This is a genomic window from Enhygromyxa salina (genome assembly GCF_000737335.2).
Taxonomy (GTDB): Bacteria; Myxococcota_A; Polyangia; order Nannocystales; family Nannocystaceae; genus Plesiocystis; species Plesiocystis salina_C.
The window spans coordinates 1-15,049 of record NZ_JMCC02000003.1 but is presented as its reverse complement, the minus strand read 5'-3'; the positions used below and the strand labels follow the sequence as shown (position 1 = coordinate 15,049).

Annotated in this window: 15 protein-coding genes; 10 read left to right on the top strand and 5 right to left on the bottom strand. The window is 68.5% G+C overall.

Going from position 1 to position 15,049, the window contains the following annotated elements; all coding sequences use genetic code 11:
- Positions 1-190 precede the first annotated feature (190 nt).
- Together DB30_RS01575 and DB30_RS01570 are read left to right on the top strand one after the other, a co-directional pair.
- Positions 191-745 (top strand): hypothetical protein, encoded by a 555-nt coding sequence (locus DB30_RS01575; protein WP_052546162.1) that lies wholly within the window; start codon positions 191-193, stop codon positions 743-745.
- Positions 746-814: 69 nt separating this feature from the next.
- Positions 815-1,045, top strand: coding sequence for a hypothetical protein (locus tag DB30_RS01570; RefSeq protein ID WP_146657825.1), 231 nt, complete (start codon positions 815-817; stop codon positions 1,043-1,045).
- 61 nt (positions 1,046-1,106) lie between these two features.
- On the opposite strand, the gene DB30_RS41170 is transcribed toward DB30_RS01570, so the two are convergent.
- The gene (locus tag DB30_RS41170; RefSeq protein WP_205632882.1) at positions 1,107-1,742 is read right to left on the bottom strand and encodes an AAA family ATPase; all 636 of its coding nucleotides are present in this window, start codon (positions 1,740-1,742) and stop codon (positions 1,107-1,109) included.
- Positions 1,743-1,865: 123 nt separating this feature from the next.
- Between DB30_RS41170 and DB30_RS41165 the strand changes: the two genes are divergently transcribed.
- Positions 1,866-2,150, top strand: a complete 285-nt coding sequence (locus tag DB30_RS41165) for a hypothetical protein (protein WP_205632881.1) — start codon at positions 1,866-1,868, stop codon at positions 2,148-2,150.
- Between the two features lie 26 nt (positions 2,151-2,176).
- Here DB30_RS41165 and DB30_RS01560 read toward each other — a convergent pair whose 3' ends face one another.
- The 3 genes from DB30_RS01560 to DB30_RS01550 form a co-directional block, all read right to left on the bottom strand.
- A complete protein-coding gene (locus tag DB30_RS01560; RefSeq protein WP_146657824.1) occupies positions 2,177-2,479 on the bottom strand; it encodes a hypothetical protein in 303 nt (100 codons plus the stop codon).
- Positions 2,480-2,484: 5 nt separating this feature from the next.
- Complete coding sequence (locus DB30_RS01555; protein ID WP_052546159.1) at positions 2,485-3,156, bottom strand: DUF4126 family protein; 672 nt, start codon at positions 3,154-3,156, stop codon at positions 2,485-2,487.
- A gap of 172 nt (positions 3,157-3,328) precedes the next feature.
- The gene (locus DB30_RS01550) at positions 3,329-3,871 is read right to left on the bottom strand and encodes a hypothetical protein (protein WP_052546158.1); all 543 of its coding nucleotides are present in this window, start codon (positions 3,869-3,871) and stop codon (positions 3,329-3,331) included.
- A 223-nt stretch (positions 3,872-4,094) separates the two neighbouring features.
- On the opposite strand from DB30_RS01550, the gene DB30_RS41160 reads away from it, so the two are divergent.
- The gene (locus DB30_RS41160) at positions 4,095-5,204 is read left to right on the top strand and encodes a calcium-binding protein (protein WP_052546157.1); all 1,110 of its coding nucleotides are present in this window, start codon (positions 4,095-4,097) and stop codon (positions 5,202-5,204) included.
- 384 nt (positions 5,205-5,588) lie between these two features.
- Positions 5,589-6,557, top strand: coding sequence for a calcium-binding protein (locus tag DB30_RS01540; RefSeq protein WP_205632880.1), 969 nt, complete (start codon positions 5,589-5,591; stop codon positions 6,555-6,557).
- A gap of 110 nt (positions 6,558-6,667) precedes the next feature.
- Here the strand turns inward: DB30_RS01540 and DB30_RS01535 are convergent, their stop codons facing one another.
- Positions 6,668-8,437, bottom strand: coding sequence for an MXAN_5187 family protein (locus DB30_RS01535; protein ID WP_338082178.1), 1,770 nt, complete (start codon positions 8,435-8,437; stop codon positions 6,668-6,670).
- Positions 8,438-8,701: 264 nt separating this feature from the next.
- Between DB30_RS01535 and DB30_RS01530 the strand changes: the two genes are divergently transcribed.
- The 5 genes from DB30_RS01530 to DB30_RS01510 form a co-directional block, all read left to right on the top strand.
- The gene (locus tag DB30_RS01530; protein WP_165703586.1) at positions 8,702-10,699 is read left to right on the top strand and encodes a ComEC/Rec2 family competence protein; all 1,998 of its coding nucleotides are present in this window, start codon (positions 8,702-8,704) and stop codon (positions 10,697-10,699) included.
- 42 nt (positions 10,700-10,741) lie between these two features.
- The gene (locus DB30_RS01525) at positions 10,742-11,218 is read left to right on the top strand and encodes an FHA domain-containing protein (protein ID WP_052546153.1); all 477 of its coding nucleotides are present in this window, start codon (positions 10,742-10,744) and stop codon (positions 11,216-11,218) included.
- On the top strand, positions 11,215-12,621 hold the full coding sequence (selA, locus tag DB30_RS01520; protein WP_052546152.1) for an L-seryl-tRNA(Sec) selenium transferase: 1,407 nt from the start codon (positions 11,215-11,217) through the stop codon (positions 12,619-12,621). Before DB30_RS01525 ends, selA begins: the two co-directional genes overlap by 4 nt.
- A gap of 63 nt (positions 12,622-12,684) precedes the next feature.
- Positions 12,685-13,170, top strand: a complete 486-nt coding sequence (locus tag DB30_RS01515; protein WP_052546151.1) for a hypothetical protein — start codon at positions 12,685-12,687, stop codon at positions 13,168-13,170.
- Positions 13,171-13,586: 416 nt separating this feature from the next.
- On the top strand, positions 13,587-15,049 hold a 1,463-nt coding region (locus DB30_RS01510; protein ID WP_165703585.1), incomplete at its 3' end, for a serine/threonine-protein kinase.

Sequence of the window (15,049 nt, the reverse complement as noted above, 5' to 3'; positions counted from 1 at the left end):
CTCCACGACCCCGGCCGCGTCTGGGGGGGGGGTCGTATTTGGGTGCGAACGGTCGGGGACCGGCGGTGCGCGGCTGTCACCCGTCCGCTCCTGGCGCTCTTGCGCCGCGGTTGCTCGTCTACAGCGGTGGCCGCCCTGCGTCGCAGATCTTGCAGATTGCCGCAGTCCAGAGTGCCTCTAGGTTTTTCCCATGTTGCCCACCACGGTCATGGCACTGGTGCTCTCTGCTTCGCCAACGTACCCACCCCCGCAGGTCGTCGCTGACGAGTACACCACTTCGGAAGGTCGCCGCACGCGGTGGGCGTCGGTGACGTACACGCTGCCGGACGGTCGAAGTGCCGAGGTCGTCCTGGTTGCCGACGACGCGGCTCGGGGCGATGGCTATCTGTTCGTAGAAGGTGAGGTGATCGTTCATGCAACCTACGACGACACCATCGGACTCGACAGCTGGACGACATCAACTCCGGGAGGCGACGCGTTGGCTGCTGCGGCCCTATTTGGACTCTCGGGCGCGCCGGGCCATGCGCTCCTGGACGCATTCACCGAAGGACCCCAGGCGTTCCCTTGCAGTGAGTTTGGGAAGGGCGTGCTCAAAGCGGCGCGTTACATGTGGACGGGGATGGTCGCAGCATCCGGGGCTGCGTGCTGCGGTGCCACGGCGGGCTCCGGTTGTATTTTGTGCGCTGGCGCGGCGGCGATCGCCAATGAAGTCGGAAAAGATGCCCTCAACAACTATTGCGATTGACGTACCGTGTCGAAACATCTGCAGCGGCTCGAAGCTCCCACCAAGCCCCAACGCGGGATCTTGCCCTCCATGTCGTGGTGGAACCGCGCCGAAAACTGGCGGATGATCGCCGTGCCCTTCGCCCTCGCCATGGGCATCATGCTGCTCGTGGTGTCTGCGCTGAACCTGACGTGGTGGGCAGCGGGCGCGTTGGCGGCGTCCATTGCCTACTTATCGCTCGGAGTCGTGGAGCGCTGCATCCGCCACGTGGTCGGTCGCAAACCCACGCGAGAGCCAGAGCAGCCCAGGCGTAACTCGTAAGGACGCGCCGAGCTACCTCGCTACGGCTCGCACCGCAGCGCGCACGCCGGCGGCCATTGGTTCACTGATTGTCGGCGGTCACCGTCGCCCCACGCAACCGCCATTGTTTTACCCGCGCCTTCAGGATCTCGTCCACCGTCGTCGCGCCGCCGCTCAACACGAGGCGTCGCTGCGCATCCAACAGGAACTCCTCGATCTCACTAAACGAGTGGCCCGCGAGCACCGAACGAACGCTCTTCTTCACTGGGCCGCCAACTGTGACGCCCTGCTGTTGCTCGAAGGCGTCGAGGAACCGGTTGATGTCGCGGCCAACGGGCGGAGGGAGGTTGAGCCGAAGTTGAAAGCGGCGCCAGACGGCACGGTCGAGCAACTCTGGGTGGTTGGTCGCCGTGATCACGACAGCGTGAGACGGGAGCGCGTCGATGTTGAGCAAGAGCGAGCTGACGATACGCTTGACCTCACGCGTTTCGTGCTCGTCGCCCCGCTCTTTGCCCAGCGTGTCGAACTCGTCGAAGAAGAGCACGCAGCGGCGCGTTCGGACGTAGTCGAACATCCTCGCTAGCCGGGCGGCGGTCTCGCCCAGAAAACTACCGATCACCGCGTCGTAACGAACAACCAGCATTGGCACTGCCAGCTCACCCGCGAGCGCCGCGGCGAGCGAGGTCTTGCCGTTGCCTGGTGGCCCGGAGAGCAACACTCGGTGCCGAGGCTCGAGGGCATGGGCCCGCAGTACGTCCACGCGCCGCTGCTCCTCCAGCAGCTCGGTGCAGGCGCCGAGTACGGCGGTCGGGAGCGTGAGGTCGGCGAGTAGACGACGTGGGTGGACCTCATGGACCAGCGATCCGACGTCGGGGGGAACGGTGGTCTCGACGCCGCGCGCGTTGGTATGAAGGAACTCCTGCAGTCGATCCGCGACGACGTGATGTTGTCGCTCGCGTTCCTCAGCGACGATGGCCTCCACCGTCCGGCGGAAGCCGATTTGGTCGCCCTGCGCGCCTGCGCGGACGAGCGAGATCGATCAGAAGGTCGGCGCGAGCCATCGTTCTGCGAAGATCTTCGCCCAAAACCGGCCGTCATGCCACTCAGCCTTCGCAGAATGCCTTGACAGCGTCGAGATCCGCTTCGACCGGGCTACCCCGCGACGCCTCGCACCGCAGCGCGCACGTCGACGACCAGCGTGGTGATGTTGTCCCGCGAGCCGGCCTCGAACGCGGCGGCTGTCAGCGCTTCGGCGGCTTCCTCGACCTCACCCACGCCAAGCAGGCCCGCGATCGCCTCGGGCTCCAGCGCGCCGCTGAGGCCGTCGGTGCACAGCAAGAACCGATCCCCCGCGACGAGCTCGAGCCGGGCCAGCTCGGGTCGCTCGTCGTCGACCGGCCCAAGCGCCCGCGCCACCCCAGTGCACGAGGGCGGTGCCGGTCCAGGGTCGAGCATGCGACTCACCCCCGCCACCGCGCGACCTCCACGGCCTGCCGACATCCCGGGCACCGACGCGCCTCGACGCGCACGCGCGCCCCACATCCGTCGCAGGCCCGCCGCCACACGCGATCCTCCAGCGCGCGCTTGGCCACGATCACGCCAACGCCCGCCAAGCTGGCGACGACCACGAACCCAAGCGCCAAGATCGGCGCGAGCACGATCGCCACCATCAACCCCAGCACCCCGCCAAGCTCCAGCCACGCCAGCCAGGTTCGCGGGCTCAACACGCCCTCGCCAGCGCCCACCAGCTGTTGATGCAGCTGCGCCCGCAAGTGGTGAGTGCCGACCGCGAGCCCAGCCCCGACCATCGCCGCGCCCCACTGCGGAATTTCTAGCCCGGCTCCGCTCGCCGAAGCCTGGATCGTTCCGGCCGCCAGCGCCCCCGCGCCCCCGCGCAGCGCGTACGCGACCATGTCGAACAGCGCTTGCAGATCCTCATCTTGCTCGGCCAGCTCTTCGACGATCACCAGCGCCAACAAGACCCCCAGCCCAACGTTGCTGGTCATCCACGGGTGCGGCGCAGCCAGCAGCTCGAACCGCCCCGCGAGCCCCAGGCACAGCAAGGTCAGGCTTGCGCGGGTGCCCGCCAACGCGCTGGTCGAGACCAGCCGTGCCACGAGCTCGGCGATCATGACAAGCCCCCCAGCTCACAACACATGACACGTGAGTGGAGGGGTCCCCGGTGGTTGCGGGTGGTCAGACGAGAGCCCCCTTCTAGGGGGCCAGTGATGCCCCCCACAAACAACCTGCCCTTTGGGAGCGAGCGAAGCGAGTGACCGCGAAGTGCGAAGGCGGCTGTGGGGGTCATGATAGGAATCCCAGCAAAGTGTCGAACGCCGAGGCCAACGCCGCGAACGCGAGCGCCAGCGCGATCACAGAGGCGATCAACGCCGCAAAGCACAGCACCAGCACGACCCACTCCCAGCTGGCGATCGGTCGGGGCATGGCTTCACGGCGCAGCTGCCAGTGCACGTAGGTGGTCACAGCCCACGCCGCGATCGCGACCTCGCCCGCGCTGATCACCGCCTTGACGGGCAGCCCGAGCACGGGGATCAGGCTCAGCGCCTCGGTCACGATCACGGTCAGCGCCAGCGCGACCGCCATGACCAGGCGGGCCGTCCAGCGGGTCAGGACCCGACGTCGGGGCGAGAGCATCGCGGTGGTTGGTTGCAGGATCCCAGCGCGGATCCACGCCGCCGCGATCAGCAACACCAACGCGCCGATCAAGGGCACCCACCCCAACAACAGGTGGGCGGCCCCAACCGCGATCGCGATCCCGATCAGCTGCCGGCGACCACGCCCGCGCACCTCGTCTGCCAGCGAGACCCCTGCTAGCCGCGGATCCACGGGGGACTCACACCACGAGCACGGCGCGGACCCAAACAGTGAGCGGGGTCCAAGCAGCTCGGCGCACGCTGGGCAGCGGGCATCCAAGAGCAATGCCCTGGCATGGGCAGTCTGATCCCCGGCTGGCACCACCGAAGTCTAACAGAGCGACGCACTCGACAACGCAGGACCGAGCCCTGAAACTTCGCCGATGTCTTGCCTTCGTCCCGCGCTAACTCGACTCGTGCTCGTGCTCCCCTGCTTCGCGCTTGCTTGCAACGCCACGATCATAGAGGGCAACACCAGCAGCGTCGGAGATCCCGACAGCGAGAGCACCGGAGATGGCGATGGAGATGGCGATGGCGACGGCGACGGCGATGGTGACGAGGGCGACGGCGACGGAGATCCCGGAGACGGCGATGGCGATGGCGACGGAGACGGAGATGGTGACGAGGGCGACGGAGATGGCGACGGCGATGGCGACGGCGACGGAGATGGTGACGAGGGCGACGGCGACGGGGATCCCGTCGACCCAAATTGCCAGGGCATCCCAAATTGCCAGGACGTGACCGCGCAGTGGCAGATCAAGGGCAGCTCGCTCGATCCGCTGTCCACGAACCCGAGCCTCGCGACCTGGAACAACATCGGCGGCAACCAGATCACGCTCACCGACGGCAATGATGTTGCGTTCGGTACTGTGGGCGCCGACACGATCAGCTGCCTCAACGGCACCGACGCCGTCGAGGGCCTGTCGGGCGACGACGACATCGACGCTGGCTCGGGCCTCGACACGATCCACGGCGACGACGGCAACGACAAGATCCAGGGCAAGGGCGACGCCGACATGCTGTATGGCGACGCCGGCGACGACTTGATCTACGGCGACGAGGGCAGCGACAGGCTCTACGGCGGCGATGGCAACGACGTGTTGTTTGGCGGCAACGAAAACGACGAGCTGTGGGGCAACGCAGGCGACGACTGGCTGTTGGGCGACAACGGCAACGACACCCTGACTGGCGGTGATGGCAACGACTACCTGCGCGGGGGCACCGGCAACGACGACCTGCTCGGTCAGGCCGGATTGGACATCCTCGAGGGTGAAGGCGGGGCCGACACGCTTGGCGGGGGGCTCGACGACGACATCTACATCTGGCGCTTTGGCCACGGCGACGACACGATCAGCGGTGAGACCGGCGGCGCCGATATCGTCTGGCTTGGCGACTACGCCCCCGAAGACGTGATCCTGCTGAGGGTCGACGACGACCTGCGAATCGTCGTGCCGAGCGGGATGGTGACGGTCGTCGGCTTCTACGCCAACCAAAACGTGATCGAAGAGATTCAGACGGAGTATTAGTGACCCCAACATAGACCCCTCTCTAGAAGCCCTAGAAGAAGGCTCTGAACCCGCTTCCTGTGTCCATGGGGCGCACGCTGTGCGGAAGAATTGGCGCGCTGGAGTAGAGCGCGCGCATGGCGGAGTCTCGTGCCGCACACCCTAAGTTCGATCCGGGTCATGCACGGCACTGAGGCCCAATGGCAGTGTCGCAGCTCCTAGCAGTACGCCCGGTACAGCGTCGTCGCCGCTCCTCGCCCTTGGGCCTCAGCTCCGCACCTAACCCGGAACGAACTTAGGGTGTGCGGCACTAGTGAGCAGATCTGCTCGCATCTCGACAAATGCCGCTCGCTCGTCCACTGTCACCCAATGATATCGGTTCGGACCATCCCCTTGTCCGCGGTGATGCTCGCGCTCGCCTGCAGCGCAGGTGCCGGTGAGGAGTCCATGAGCTACTCGTCGTCGTTTGGCAGCGGCAATCAGAGCTCGACCTCCGACACCGCGATGGAAGGCACCGACGCGGGCAGCGATGACAGCAGCGATCCCTGTAACGGAGTCCCCTGCGAAGACGCGACCGATGACATCCCGATCACCGGCGGCATCTCGAGCGCGATCGTCCCCGACATGAACGTGGATCTCACGCCGTGGGCGGCGGTCGGCGTGGGCGGCATGGCGCTGGTCGGTACCGAGGGCAGCGAGAACCTCGAGGGCGCGGAGCTCTCGGACATGCTGGATGCCCTGGGCGGCAACGACCAGCTCCTGGGTCTGCTCGGCGACGATCTGCTGCTCGGGGGCGGCGGCAACGACTCGCTCGACGGCGCCGACGGCAACGATCGACTCGAGGGTGGGCCCGGCATCGACATCTGTGAGGGCTTCAACGGCCTCGATCTCATCTACGGTGGCCCCGGTGACGACAAGCTCTACGGCGGCAACGAGGCCGACGTGCTGTACGGTGAGGCGCAGGTCGACGAGCTGTATGGCGAGGTCGGCGACGATCGGCTGTTTGGCGGCGACGACCCTGACCTGCTCGACGGGGCGATGGGCAACGACATCCTGTGGGGCGAGGCCGGAGACGACACCTTGATGGGCGGCGAGGGCTCCGACACCTTGCTAGGTGGTGAGGGCGCGGACCTGCTCGCTGGCGGCCCCGGCGACGACGTGTACATCTGGCGCAGCGGTGACGGCGACGACGTGATCGATGGCGACGACGACGGCAGCGACGTGCTGTGGCTTGGCGGCGTCAGCCCCAGCGATCTGATGCCGCTGCGGGCCGGCAACGACTACGTCGTGGTCACGCCCTCGGGCACGATCCGGGTGGTCGACTTCTACATTGGCCTCAATCAGATTGAGGCGATTCAGACCGAGCAGCCATAGGTTGTTATCAGCTCGGGCGAGGGCTTCTCGCCCGCTTGCGGACGCCATTCGTCGACCGGTTCAGCAAGGGCAGCGGGCTGTTATCAGCTCGGGCGAGGGCACCGACCCACTCAGGTCTTGACGACCTTGGCGCGCAGGGCTGCCTTGCCGTCTTTGACGTAGACGCTGAACTGCACGTCGGTGACGTCGGCGCGGCTCAGCAAGGTGTCGCTCTGCTTGCGCAGCTTCTTGGCGAACTTCTCGTAGGTGAAGCCTTCGGTCGGCTCTCCGCACGCGCCCTTGGTCTCGACGAACTCGTCGTAGATGCGGCGGTAGTAGCTCTCGCGGTCGTCTTCGCCGCCGCCGTCGACCTCGAGGCCAGCGTCGAGGCCAGCGAAGCTGACCGAGTCGCCGTCTAGCGCGAGCGCTGGGGGGTCGACTTCATCGCTGAAGGCGGGCGCGGGCGCGGGCGGCTTGGTTGACGGAGCCGGAGGCGGGGCGAGCGGAGGGGCGCTCGCACCGGGGAGGTCGATCGCGTCGGGCTCGTGGTGGACGGCGCGCGACGGGGCCTGGCTGGCGCTGCGATCGTTGGTGTCGAGCGGGAGCGACTCGTCAGCGTCGACCTGCGAGCTGCTGAGGCTCTCGTGGGATTGGCTGCGAGCGCGGCGAGGCGCCGCCCGCAGGCTGCGAGTGCTGCGGGTCCGACGAGGCGCGCCACCATCCGACAGCTGCGCGTCCGAGTCGAGCAGCTCGTTCTCCCACGAGACCCGCAGCGCCTCCATGGCGGTCGCCGCGGAGCGGGCGACGAGGCCCAGCTCACCACCGTAGGTGTCGTGGTAGAGCTCGTGCTGCCGGCCCTCGGTGATGCCGTTGAACTCCTTGGCGAGCCGACGAAGCGGCGTGTTGTACTCGATGTGGGGCAGGTACATCGTCAGGCCAAGGCTGATCACCAGCAGCCCACCAACCAAGATCCAGTTGAGCTGCTTGAGGCCGCCCGCGTCCAGCGCGACCTGCAGCGCGGTCGCCATGTCCTGCTGGGTCGAGCCCAGGGTGTTGCTGGACAGGACCACGAACAAGGTCCCGCTCTTGCCCTTGCCAGCCGGGCCGGGAACCCGCGCAGCCGAGCCAAGCCGGCCGTCGCTGCTGCCGTCGTTGACCATGAACACGCCGCTCGCACCTTCGGGCGGGATGCTGTCCATGTGCTGGGTGGCGAACGCGATCAGCTCTTCATGCTTGGCGCCACCGATTGCGTCGCCCAACACCTCACCGTCGCGGACCAGGCCCGCGGGGTTGCGGGTGCCGACGACGCCACGGAAAAAGGATCCACCACCAAGCTCGACGGCCCGGATCGTGACGAGCCGGCGCTGGGCCGCGTCGGTCAGCGGGCGCGAGAGCTTGACCGCGTGGAGCTTGCCCGCCAGCGTTGACGAGAGCAGCGCCGGCTCTTCGCTGTCGAGCGCCGACTCCATCGCCGCCATCTTCACGAGCTCGTCGAACAGCTCTGGCGCCAGACCCGTCCGGGCCAGGATGTTGCCGCTCTTGTCGACGATCGCCATGCTCATGCGCGGGTACTCGTTGAGCAGGCCCTCGTTGGCGACCTGCACGAACACCTGCTGCAGCGAGGGGCCCTCGAGCCCATCTTCGTCGGGGACCGGCACCGCGGGTCCGTCGAGGGCTTCGCGGAGGCGCGTGTCGGCGAGCAACCCGGGCCCAAGCGAGACCGTGGACGAGTTGATGTCCGACGCGAGCGCCGCCATCCCCGCCTCGGTCACCGCACGCACCGCGGTCTCATCGGCATCCGTGAAACCGCCGGCCGAGCCGGTTGAGAGCAGATACATGCCGGCAAGGCACGCAGTGGCCAAGATAGCGAGAACGGCTGTCCAGATCTTCGTGAAAAGCACGACCGTTGCCGAGTGTAGGGTTTCCCGGACCGAAGTGGAACAAGTGCTCGCACCTCACGCTGGTTTGCACGCTAGAGCCAGTTTGCTGGCGTTCTAGCGTTTCGCTGGCTGGGCCGGGCGTCCGGGACCGCGGGCTTGGGTCCAATGTCTTCAGCTCGGGCGAGGATGTTTTCAGCTCGGGCGAGGCTCCTCGCCCGCTCGACGGACCGAGGCGCGGCGGGCAGCCGGCTGCAAACCGAGCCGCGCCGGGCCGATAGGTCGGACATGCGAAGCATATTGGTAGCGCTGGGTTGTATCGGCGCCGTCGCGGCCGGCTGGCTGTGTACGCATCTGAACAGCGCGCTCGTGGTGCCGCTGGTGCTCGCGGGGGTGCTCGCGGGGGTGCTGTGGGCCTGCGTCCGAAAGGTCGGTCAGCGCGATGAGGTCTCGCGGATCATCTTCGTGGGGCTGATCCTCTGTGCGGGGGTGCTGCGCGGCGCGAGCGTGGGGGCGCAGGCAGCTGAGCGCGTGGTCGAGCGGGGGTGGTCGGACGCGATGCGCAGCTTCGAGGTGGTCGGGGCCAGTGAGCCTGGCCCGCGCTGCCGGATCCAGCTGCGGGGTCCGGGGTCCGGATCATGGGGGTGGGGGTCGGGGTCGGCGCGGAAGATCGTCGTCGCGGCGCCGCCCGAAGCGTGCCCGCGGGCGAGCGGGGATCAGGTCGCGATCTTGGCCCCCGCGCTGCAGCGAACGTGGCGAAGCGCGCTCGATCGTGGCGTTCGCGCGGGCGAGCCAGCGTTCAATCTGGGTCGGGGTCCCGTGATCTGGGCTCGTCCTTCGATCTCGCGCCCACGCTGGCGTCGGCCGCTGGATCGCTACTGGCGGTGGGTCGCGCAGCTGCGTCAGCGCGCGTGGTCGTCCACGCGCGGCGACGCGGCGGCGAGCTTGGTCGTCGCCGCCGGGCTCGGGCTGCGCTCGGCCCTCGCTCCCGAGCTGCGCGACGATCTTCGGGCCGCCGGGCTGGGTCACTTGATCGCGGTCAGCGGGTTGCACATCGCCGTCGCTGCGCTGTGGCTGCAGGTCCTGGCGCGGCGGGTGGCGGTGCTGCTGGGCCTGTCGCCCGCCCACGCGTGCGTGCTGGCGTGGGTGCCTCTGTGGGCGTACGTCGGCCTCACGGGCGGCGCGGCTTCGGCCGTCCGCGCGGCGGCGATGTTGACCGCGATCGAGCTCGGGGTCGTCGTGGGTCGACCCACGCACGGTCCAACCGCGCTCGCGTGCGTGGCCGCGGCGATGTTGCTGTGGCAGCCCAGCTGGCTGGTGGATCCCGGCTTCGCGCTGTCGCTGGCTGCGATGACCGCGATCGTCTCGGCCCCGCGCGAGCTCGGCGTGCTGGGAATGAGCTGGCGGATCACCTGGGCGACGGCGCCGCTGAGCGTGCTGTACTTCGATGTCGCGCCCTTGCATGGGTTGCTCGGCAACGCGGTCGCGCTGCCATTGTTCGGGCTCATGATGCCGGCGGCGTTGGTCGCGAGCGTGGGCCCTGGCTTGCTCGGTGAGCTCGCGCTGGCGTTCGCGCGCTTGTTTGCGAACCCGATCCTGGATGTGTGCGCGCTGTTGTCTCGGCTGCCAGCGGCGGGTCCGGCCGCGCTGTGCTGTGCGGCTGTGCTGGCGCTCGCGCTGCGCCGCGCGCTGCCAACCCGGGCACCCGAGCAGCCGTCGCGCGCTTGGTTGCCGCCCCGAAATGCGTGCTTGCTGGCGGTGGCGATCTCGGCGGGGCTGCTGCTCGACGGCGCCACGGATCGGCGACACGTTGGGCCGCCCCGCTTTGACTGGGTTGCGATCGGCACGCCGCGATCACTCTCGCTGATGGTCGCTGATCCCAGCAGCCCGGCGAGCGCGTGCCTGTACCGACCGACCGACTCGGCCACGACCTGGACGCAGCTGTTCGAGCTGTTGCAAGTCCGCCAGCTCAGCCGGCTCGACGCCCGATTCCCCGCGCCGTCCGATCAGCCCGCGCGCGCCCGGGTCGGCCCCACCGACGACCCACGCACGCGCGCGCTCGCGGACCAGCTCGCGCGCGCGGGGATCGGCCTCAACGCGCTCGAGCTCGCCGCACCAGAAGATCATTGTCAGCCGCCCGAGCGCGCCCGCGTCCGCGCGGCGCTTCGTGCATGTCGCGCTCGCCAGGGCGGACACGGGCGCGCGCTGGCACGCAGCGCGGCTGGCCGGATCAGCTGCCGGATCGAAGATCGCTGGGTGCCGGCCCCAGAGCTCGACCACATCTGACCAGAATTCACGGATCCGGCGGCGCTTCGCTACACTGCGCGCGTGTCCGAGTTCGTCGCGCGGCTGATCGAGGTGAGCGAGGATCAGCGCGGCCGGGTCCACGAGCTCTCTCTTGGCGCTCACGTGCTGGGACGGGGTGCGGGCGCCGATGTGGTCCTCGATCACAGTGACGTGTCGCGGCGCCATGCCGAGCTGACGATCACCCCCGAGGGCGCGACGATCCGCGACCTCGGCAGCAAGAACGGCTTCATGGTCGACGGACACAAGGTCTCGCAGGTCAGCCTCACGCACGGCTCGCGGGTGGCGTTTGGTGAGCTGCTGCTGACCTTCGAGCACCGCGGCGCCCGGGTCGATCGTCTGCTCGCGCGCAGCGGCGAGCTCACGGTCCGCCGTCCCAAGCCGGCGTCGCTCGGCGCAACGAGCGTGGCCTCGGTCCAATCGGCGCCCTCGTTGCTCGTGCCGCTGGTCGCAACCGTGACCTTCACGCTGCTGTTGACCGCGCTGTTGGTGCTCGGATGACCCAAGCTCTGCGCGCGCAGCATCTGCGCAAGCTCCCCGGCGTCGATCGGCTGCTCGAGCATCCGCGGCTGACCGACCTTGGCCTGCGTCACGCGTTGGTCCGGCGCGTGGTCGTTGACGCGATCGCGGCCGAGCGCGCGCGGGTCCTGGCAGCGATCGACGCCGCCCGCGACCCCAACCCGCCGGTCGCCGAGCTGGATCAGCTCGCCGCCATCGCGCGGGCGCGGCTCGATCATTGGCTACGCGTGCATCCGCGAGCGGTGCTCAACGGGACCGGCGTGCTGCTGCACACCAACCTCGGCCGCGCGCCGCTCTCGGCCGCGGCGCGCCTCGCTGTCAACGACGCCGCGGGCACCTGTGACCTCGAGCTCGATCTCGGCGATGGCAAGCGCGGCAGTCGTCTGGCGGTGCTCTCGCCGCTGTTGGCCGCGCTGTTCGAGGCCGAGGACGTGCTCGTCGTCAACAACGGCGCGGCGGCGCTGCTGCTCGCGTGCACGGCCCTCGCCGGCGGTGGCCCCACGGGCGGCGTCGCGCTGTCCCGCGGACAGCACGTGGAGATCGGCGACAGCTTTCGGGTCGCAGAGATGGCCGCGGCGGGCGGGGTCCCGGTGCTCGCGATTGGCAGCACCAACCGCACCCACTTGCGCGACTACGCAGCGGCGCTGCAGGGCCGGCCCGAAGCGGCGCTGTTGTGGGTTCACCAGAGCAACTTCGTCCAGGCTGGCTTCGTCCACCAACCAGAGCTCGCGCAGCTCGCTGGGCTCGCAGGCTCGCATGGCGTGCCACTGATCGCCGACCTCGGGAGCGGGTCGATGGGCGTCGTGTCCTCGTCCGGCGAAGGGGTTGGCGTGCTCGCCGAGGAGCCAACCGTGAGCGCCTACCTCGAGCAGGGCGCGACAGTCGTCACCTTCTCTGGCGACAAATTACTGGGCGGTCCCCAAGCCGGAATTTTGGCCGGCTCGGCCCGCGCGATCGCCCGGTGTCGCCGGCACCCGCTGGCCCGTGCGCTGCGGTGCGGAAAGCTGGCGCTCGCGGCCCTCCACGCCACCGCAATTGCCCACGCCAGCGCCAACTCGCCCGATCTGCCGTTTCACGGGATGCTCGCGGTCGGGCAAGCGCAACTTCGCGCTCGGGGCCAGCGGCTGTGCCACGCGCTGGGCTGGTCGCCGGATCACGTGCAGGACTGCGAGGCGACGATCGGCGGCGGTTCACTGCCCGGTCAGACGCTCGCTAGCGTGGCCTTGGTCGCGCCCGGCAACGCCCAGCGGGCGGCCGCGTGTCTGCGTCGCGGTGATCCGCCGTTGGTCGGGCGCACCCGTGACAAGCAGCTGTGGATCGATCTGCGCACGCTCACGGACATCGATGACGAGCTGCTACTGAAGAGTTTGCGCCAGCTCGACTGACGCAGCTTCTGCAGCGCGATCTTGACCCTTGGTCGGCGCGCGGTTCGATAAGACACTGTGCCGATGCCCGCGTCCTACGAGTTGTTCGTCGACAGAGAACTGTTCGTCGTCCGCTGGCGCAACCCGACCGAGGAAGGCGCGCACGCGCTGGCGCTGGAGGTCGAGAAGCAACATCGGGAGATCGGTGTCCCGCTGGTGTTCGTGTTCGTGGTCGGATCCGACTGCCCGCCGCCGAGCAAGCAGACCGCCGAGGTCATGCTGCGCCGCCACGAGCGGGTGTACGACATCACCCAGACCGTCCGCGCCGTGGTGCTTGGCGGTTCGCTTCGGCAGACGGTGATGCGCAGCGTGATGACGGCGATGACCCTCGCCGCCGGCTTGCGAGGCCAGCCCTTCGCCGTTGACAAGACCATGGAAGAGCTCGCCCGCGTGGTTCAACACATGCTCGGACGCGACGCGGATCAGCTGCTGCGAGCCATGGTCGCCAACGGGATCATCAACACCGACGAGGCCGGCCTCACCGTCCAAGACGCCGCCGAGTCAGCCTGAGTCCCGCACAGCCGCCCCGAACACTCGCAACTCTTCCGGGAACCCCCGGGCCGCCCCTCGAACATGAGTCGGGACAAGCCATCATCCCCCCGAGGACCCCCTACGACATGAACCAGCTATGTTTCGGGGTACCCCCCCCTACCCCAAAACTATCCCAACTGATCTCCGGGGGCCCCACCGTGGCCCTCCAAGCTAAACCAACACACCTCCAACGACCCCCGACCCCCCGCCAACGTCAAACCAGACATCCCCAAACCCCACTGACCTACCCAACACACGTCGGCGCCCCCCGGTCCAACCCAGCAGTTCGTGCCGCTCCTTCGCCAGCTGACTGTCCGAACGGACACTCTTGCTGCCTTGGCCTGTCGAGTTGCGGTGGAATTCCGAACCTGCGGCGCAGCCGCTACAGTAACGAAGTGGCGGCGGGCGACGACGACGACAAACTCCCCGATCCCGCCGATCTTCCAAACATCGCGGATCTTCCAAGTCTCGATGACTTCGAAGATCTCGATGACTTCGAACATCTCGACCTCGGTGACTACCGCGATGACTCATGGTCGAGCGAAGCACTCGGCCCTGTCAGGTCCAGCTTGCCGCCGCGATGGAGCGAGCTGATTCGGGTTGTCTCCCGCGCCCGCGCGGTCAACCTGGCCAACCCCAACCATCCATTGGTCGAGATCGGCCGGTTCGGGGCGATCGTCCCGCGCGGCCGCGGGGGCTGTGGGTTGGTGTTCGAGGTCCACGATCCACAGCTCGACCGCCGCGTCGCGCTCAAGCTGTGTCTGCGCAGCGGGCCCGCGGCCGAGGCCGCGATCATGCACGAGGCCCGGGTGCTGGCGAAGCTCTCGCACCCCAACATCATCGCGGTGCACGAGACCGGCCGCCACGGCGACGACGTGTTCTTCGTGATGGACCTGGTCGAGGGCAGGCGGAACTCGGGCTACGACCTGATCAACAAGCAGCCGCGCTGGCAGGACGCCGTCAACATCTATGTCGCCGCCGGCTCGGGGCTCGCGGCCGCCCACGACGCAAACATCATTCACGGCGACTTCAAGCCCGGGAACGTGCTGATCGACCAGCTGTGCGAGCGGCCTCGGGTCGCGGACTTTGGGTTCGCGCGGATCTTGCTCGAGCACACGCCCGCCAGCGAGCGCGAGCAGGTCAAGTTCAAGATCGGCACGCTGCCCTACATGGCACCCGAGGTGCTGCGTGGGCAGCCTGGCGATCAACTGTCCGATCAGTGGTCGTTTTGCGTGTCGCTGTGGGAGACCCTGGAGGGCCGGCGACCGTATCGGGGCTACTCCGCGGGGCTGCTGCTCGAGTCGATCGCGCTCGGCGAGCCGTGGGCGATCCAGCCCGAGGACAAGGTGCCCACGGCCTTGCGCGCGGTGCTTCGGGTTGGGTTGTCGCTCGATCCGCGCAACCGCCACGCAGACATGCACACGCTCGTGCGGAGGCTTCGCGAGCTGACGCAGCCGGCGCAGGTGCTGGTGGTGCCCCCCACCCCGCCGCCGCGACGGCGACGACGGTTGCTCGCCGGACCAGACGATGTGCCGCGACCTGGGATCTTCTTTCTGGCGATGTTCTTGGCGTTCACGGTGCTGCTCGGGTCGATCACGTCAGCGATGTTCTGGGCGCGCCAGGACTCGGCGCGCGCACGAGCCGAGGCGACCGCGGTGCAGCCGGCTCCGGCTCCGACTCCGGCTCCCCTCGCCCCGGCGCCGGATCTCGAGGGCGAGCGCGCGCTGGGGCGCGTCTTGGGGCTGATCGAGGCGGGTGACTACGTCGCGGCCGATGCCAAGTGGGAAGCAGAGGTCAGGAGGCGGGACAGTCTGCATCGCTCGAGCGTCGACGGAAGCATGCTCGTCGCGCTCGCGTT

Coding starts and splice junctions, on each gene's coding strand:
- DB30_RS01515 (WP_052546151.1), top strand. CDS start 12,685: ATGCCCGCGTCCTACGAGTTGTTCGTCGACAGAGAACTGTTCGTCGTC.
- DB30_RS01575 (WP_052546162.1), top strand. CDS start 191: ATGTTGCCCACCACGGTCATGGCACTGGTGCTCTCTGCTTCGCCAACG.
- DB30_RS01530 (WP_165703586.1), top strand. CDS start 8,702: ATGCGAAGCATATTGGTAGCGCTGGGTTGTATCGGCGCCGTCGCGGCC.
- selA (WP_052546152.1), top strand. CDS start 11,215: ATGACCCAAGCTCTGCGCGCGCAGCATCTGCGCAAGCTCCCCGGCGTC.
- DB30_RS01555 (WP_052546159.1), bottom strand. CDS start 3,156: ATGATCGCCGAGCTCGTGGCACGGCTGGTCTCGACCAGCGCGTTGGCG.
- DB30_RS01560 (WP_146657824.1), bottom strand. CDS start 2,479: ATGCTCGACCCTGGACCGGCACCGCCCTCGTGCACTGGGGTGGCGCGG.
- DB30_RS01570 (WP_146657825.1), top strand. CDS start 815: ATGTCGTGGTGGAACCGCGCCGAAAACTGGCGGATGATCGCCGTGCCC.
- DB30_RS01540 (WP_205632880.1), top strand. CDS start 5,589: ATGCTCGCGCTCGCCTGCAGCGCAGGTGCCGGTGAGGAGTCCATGAGC.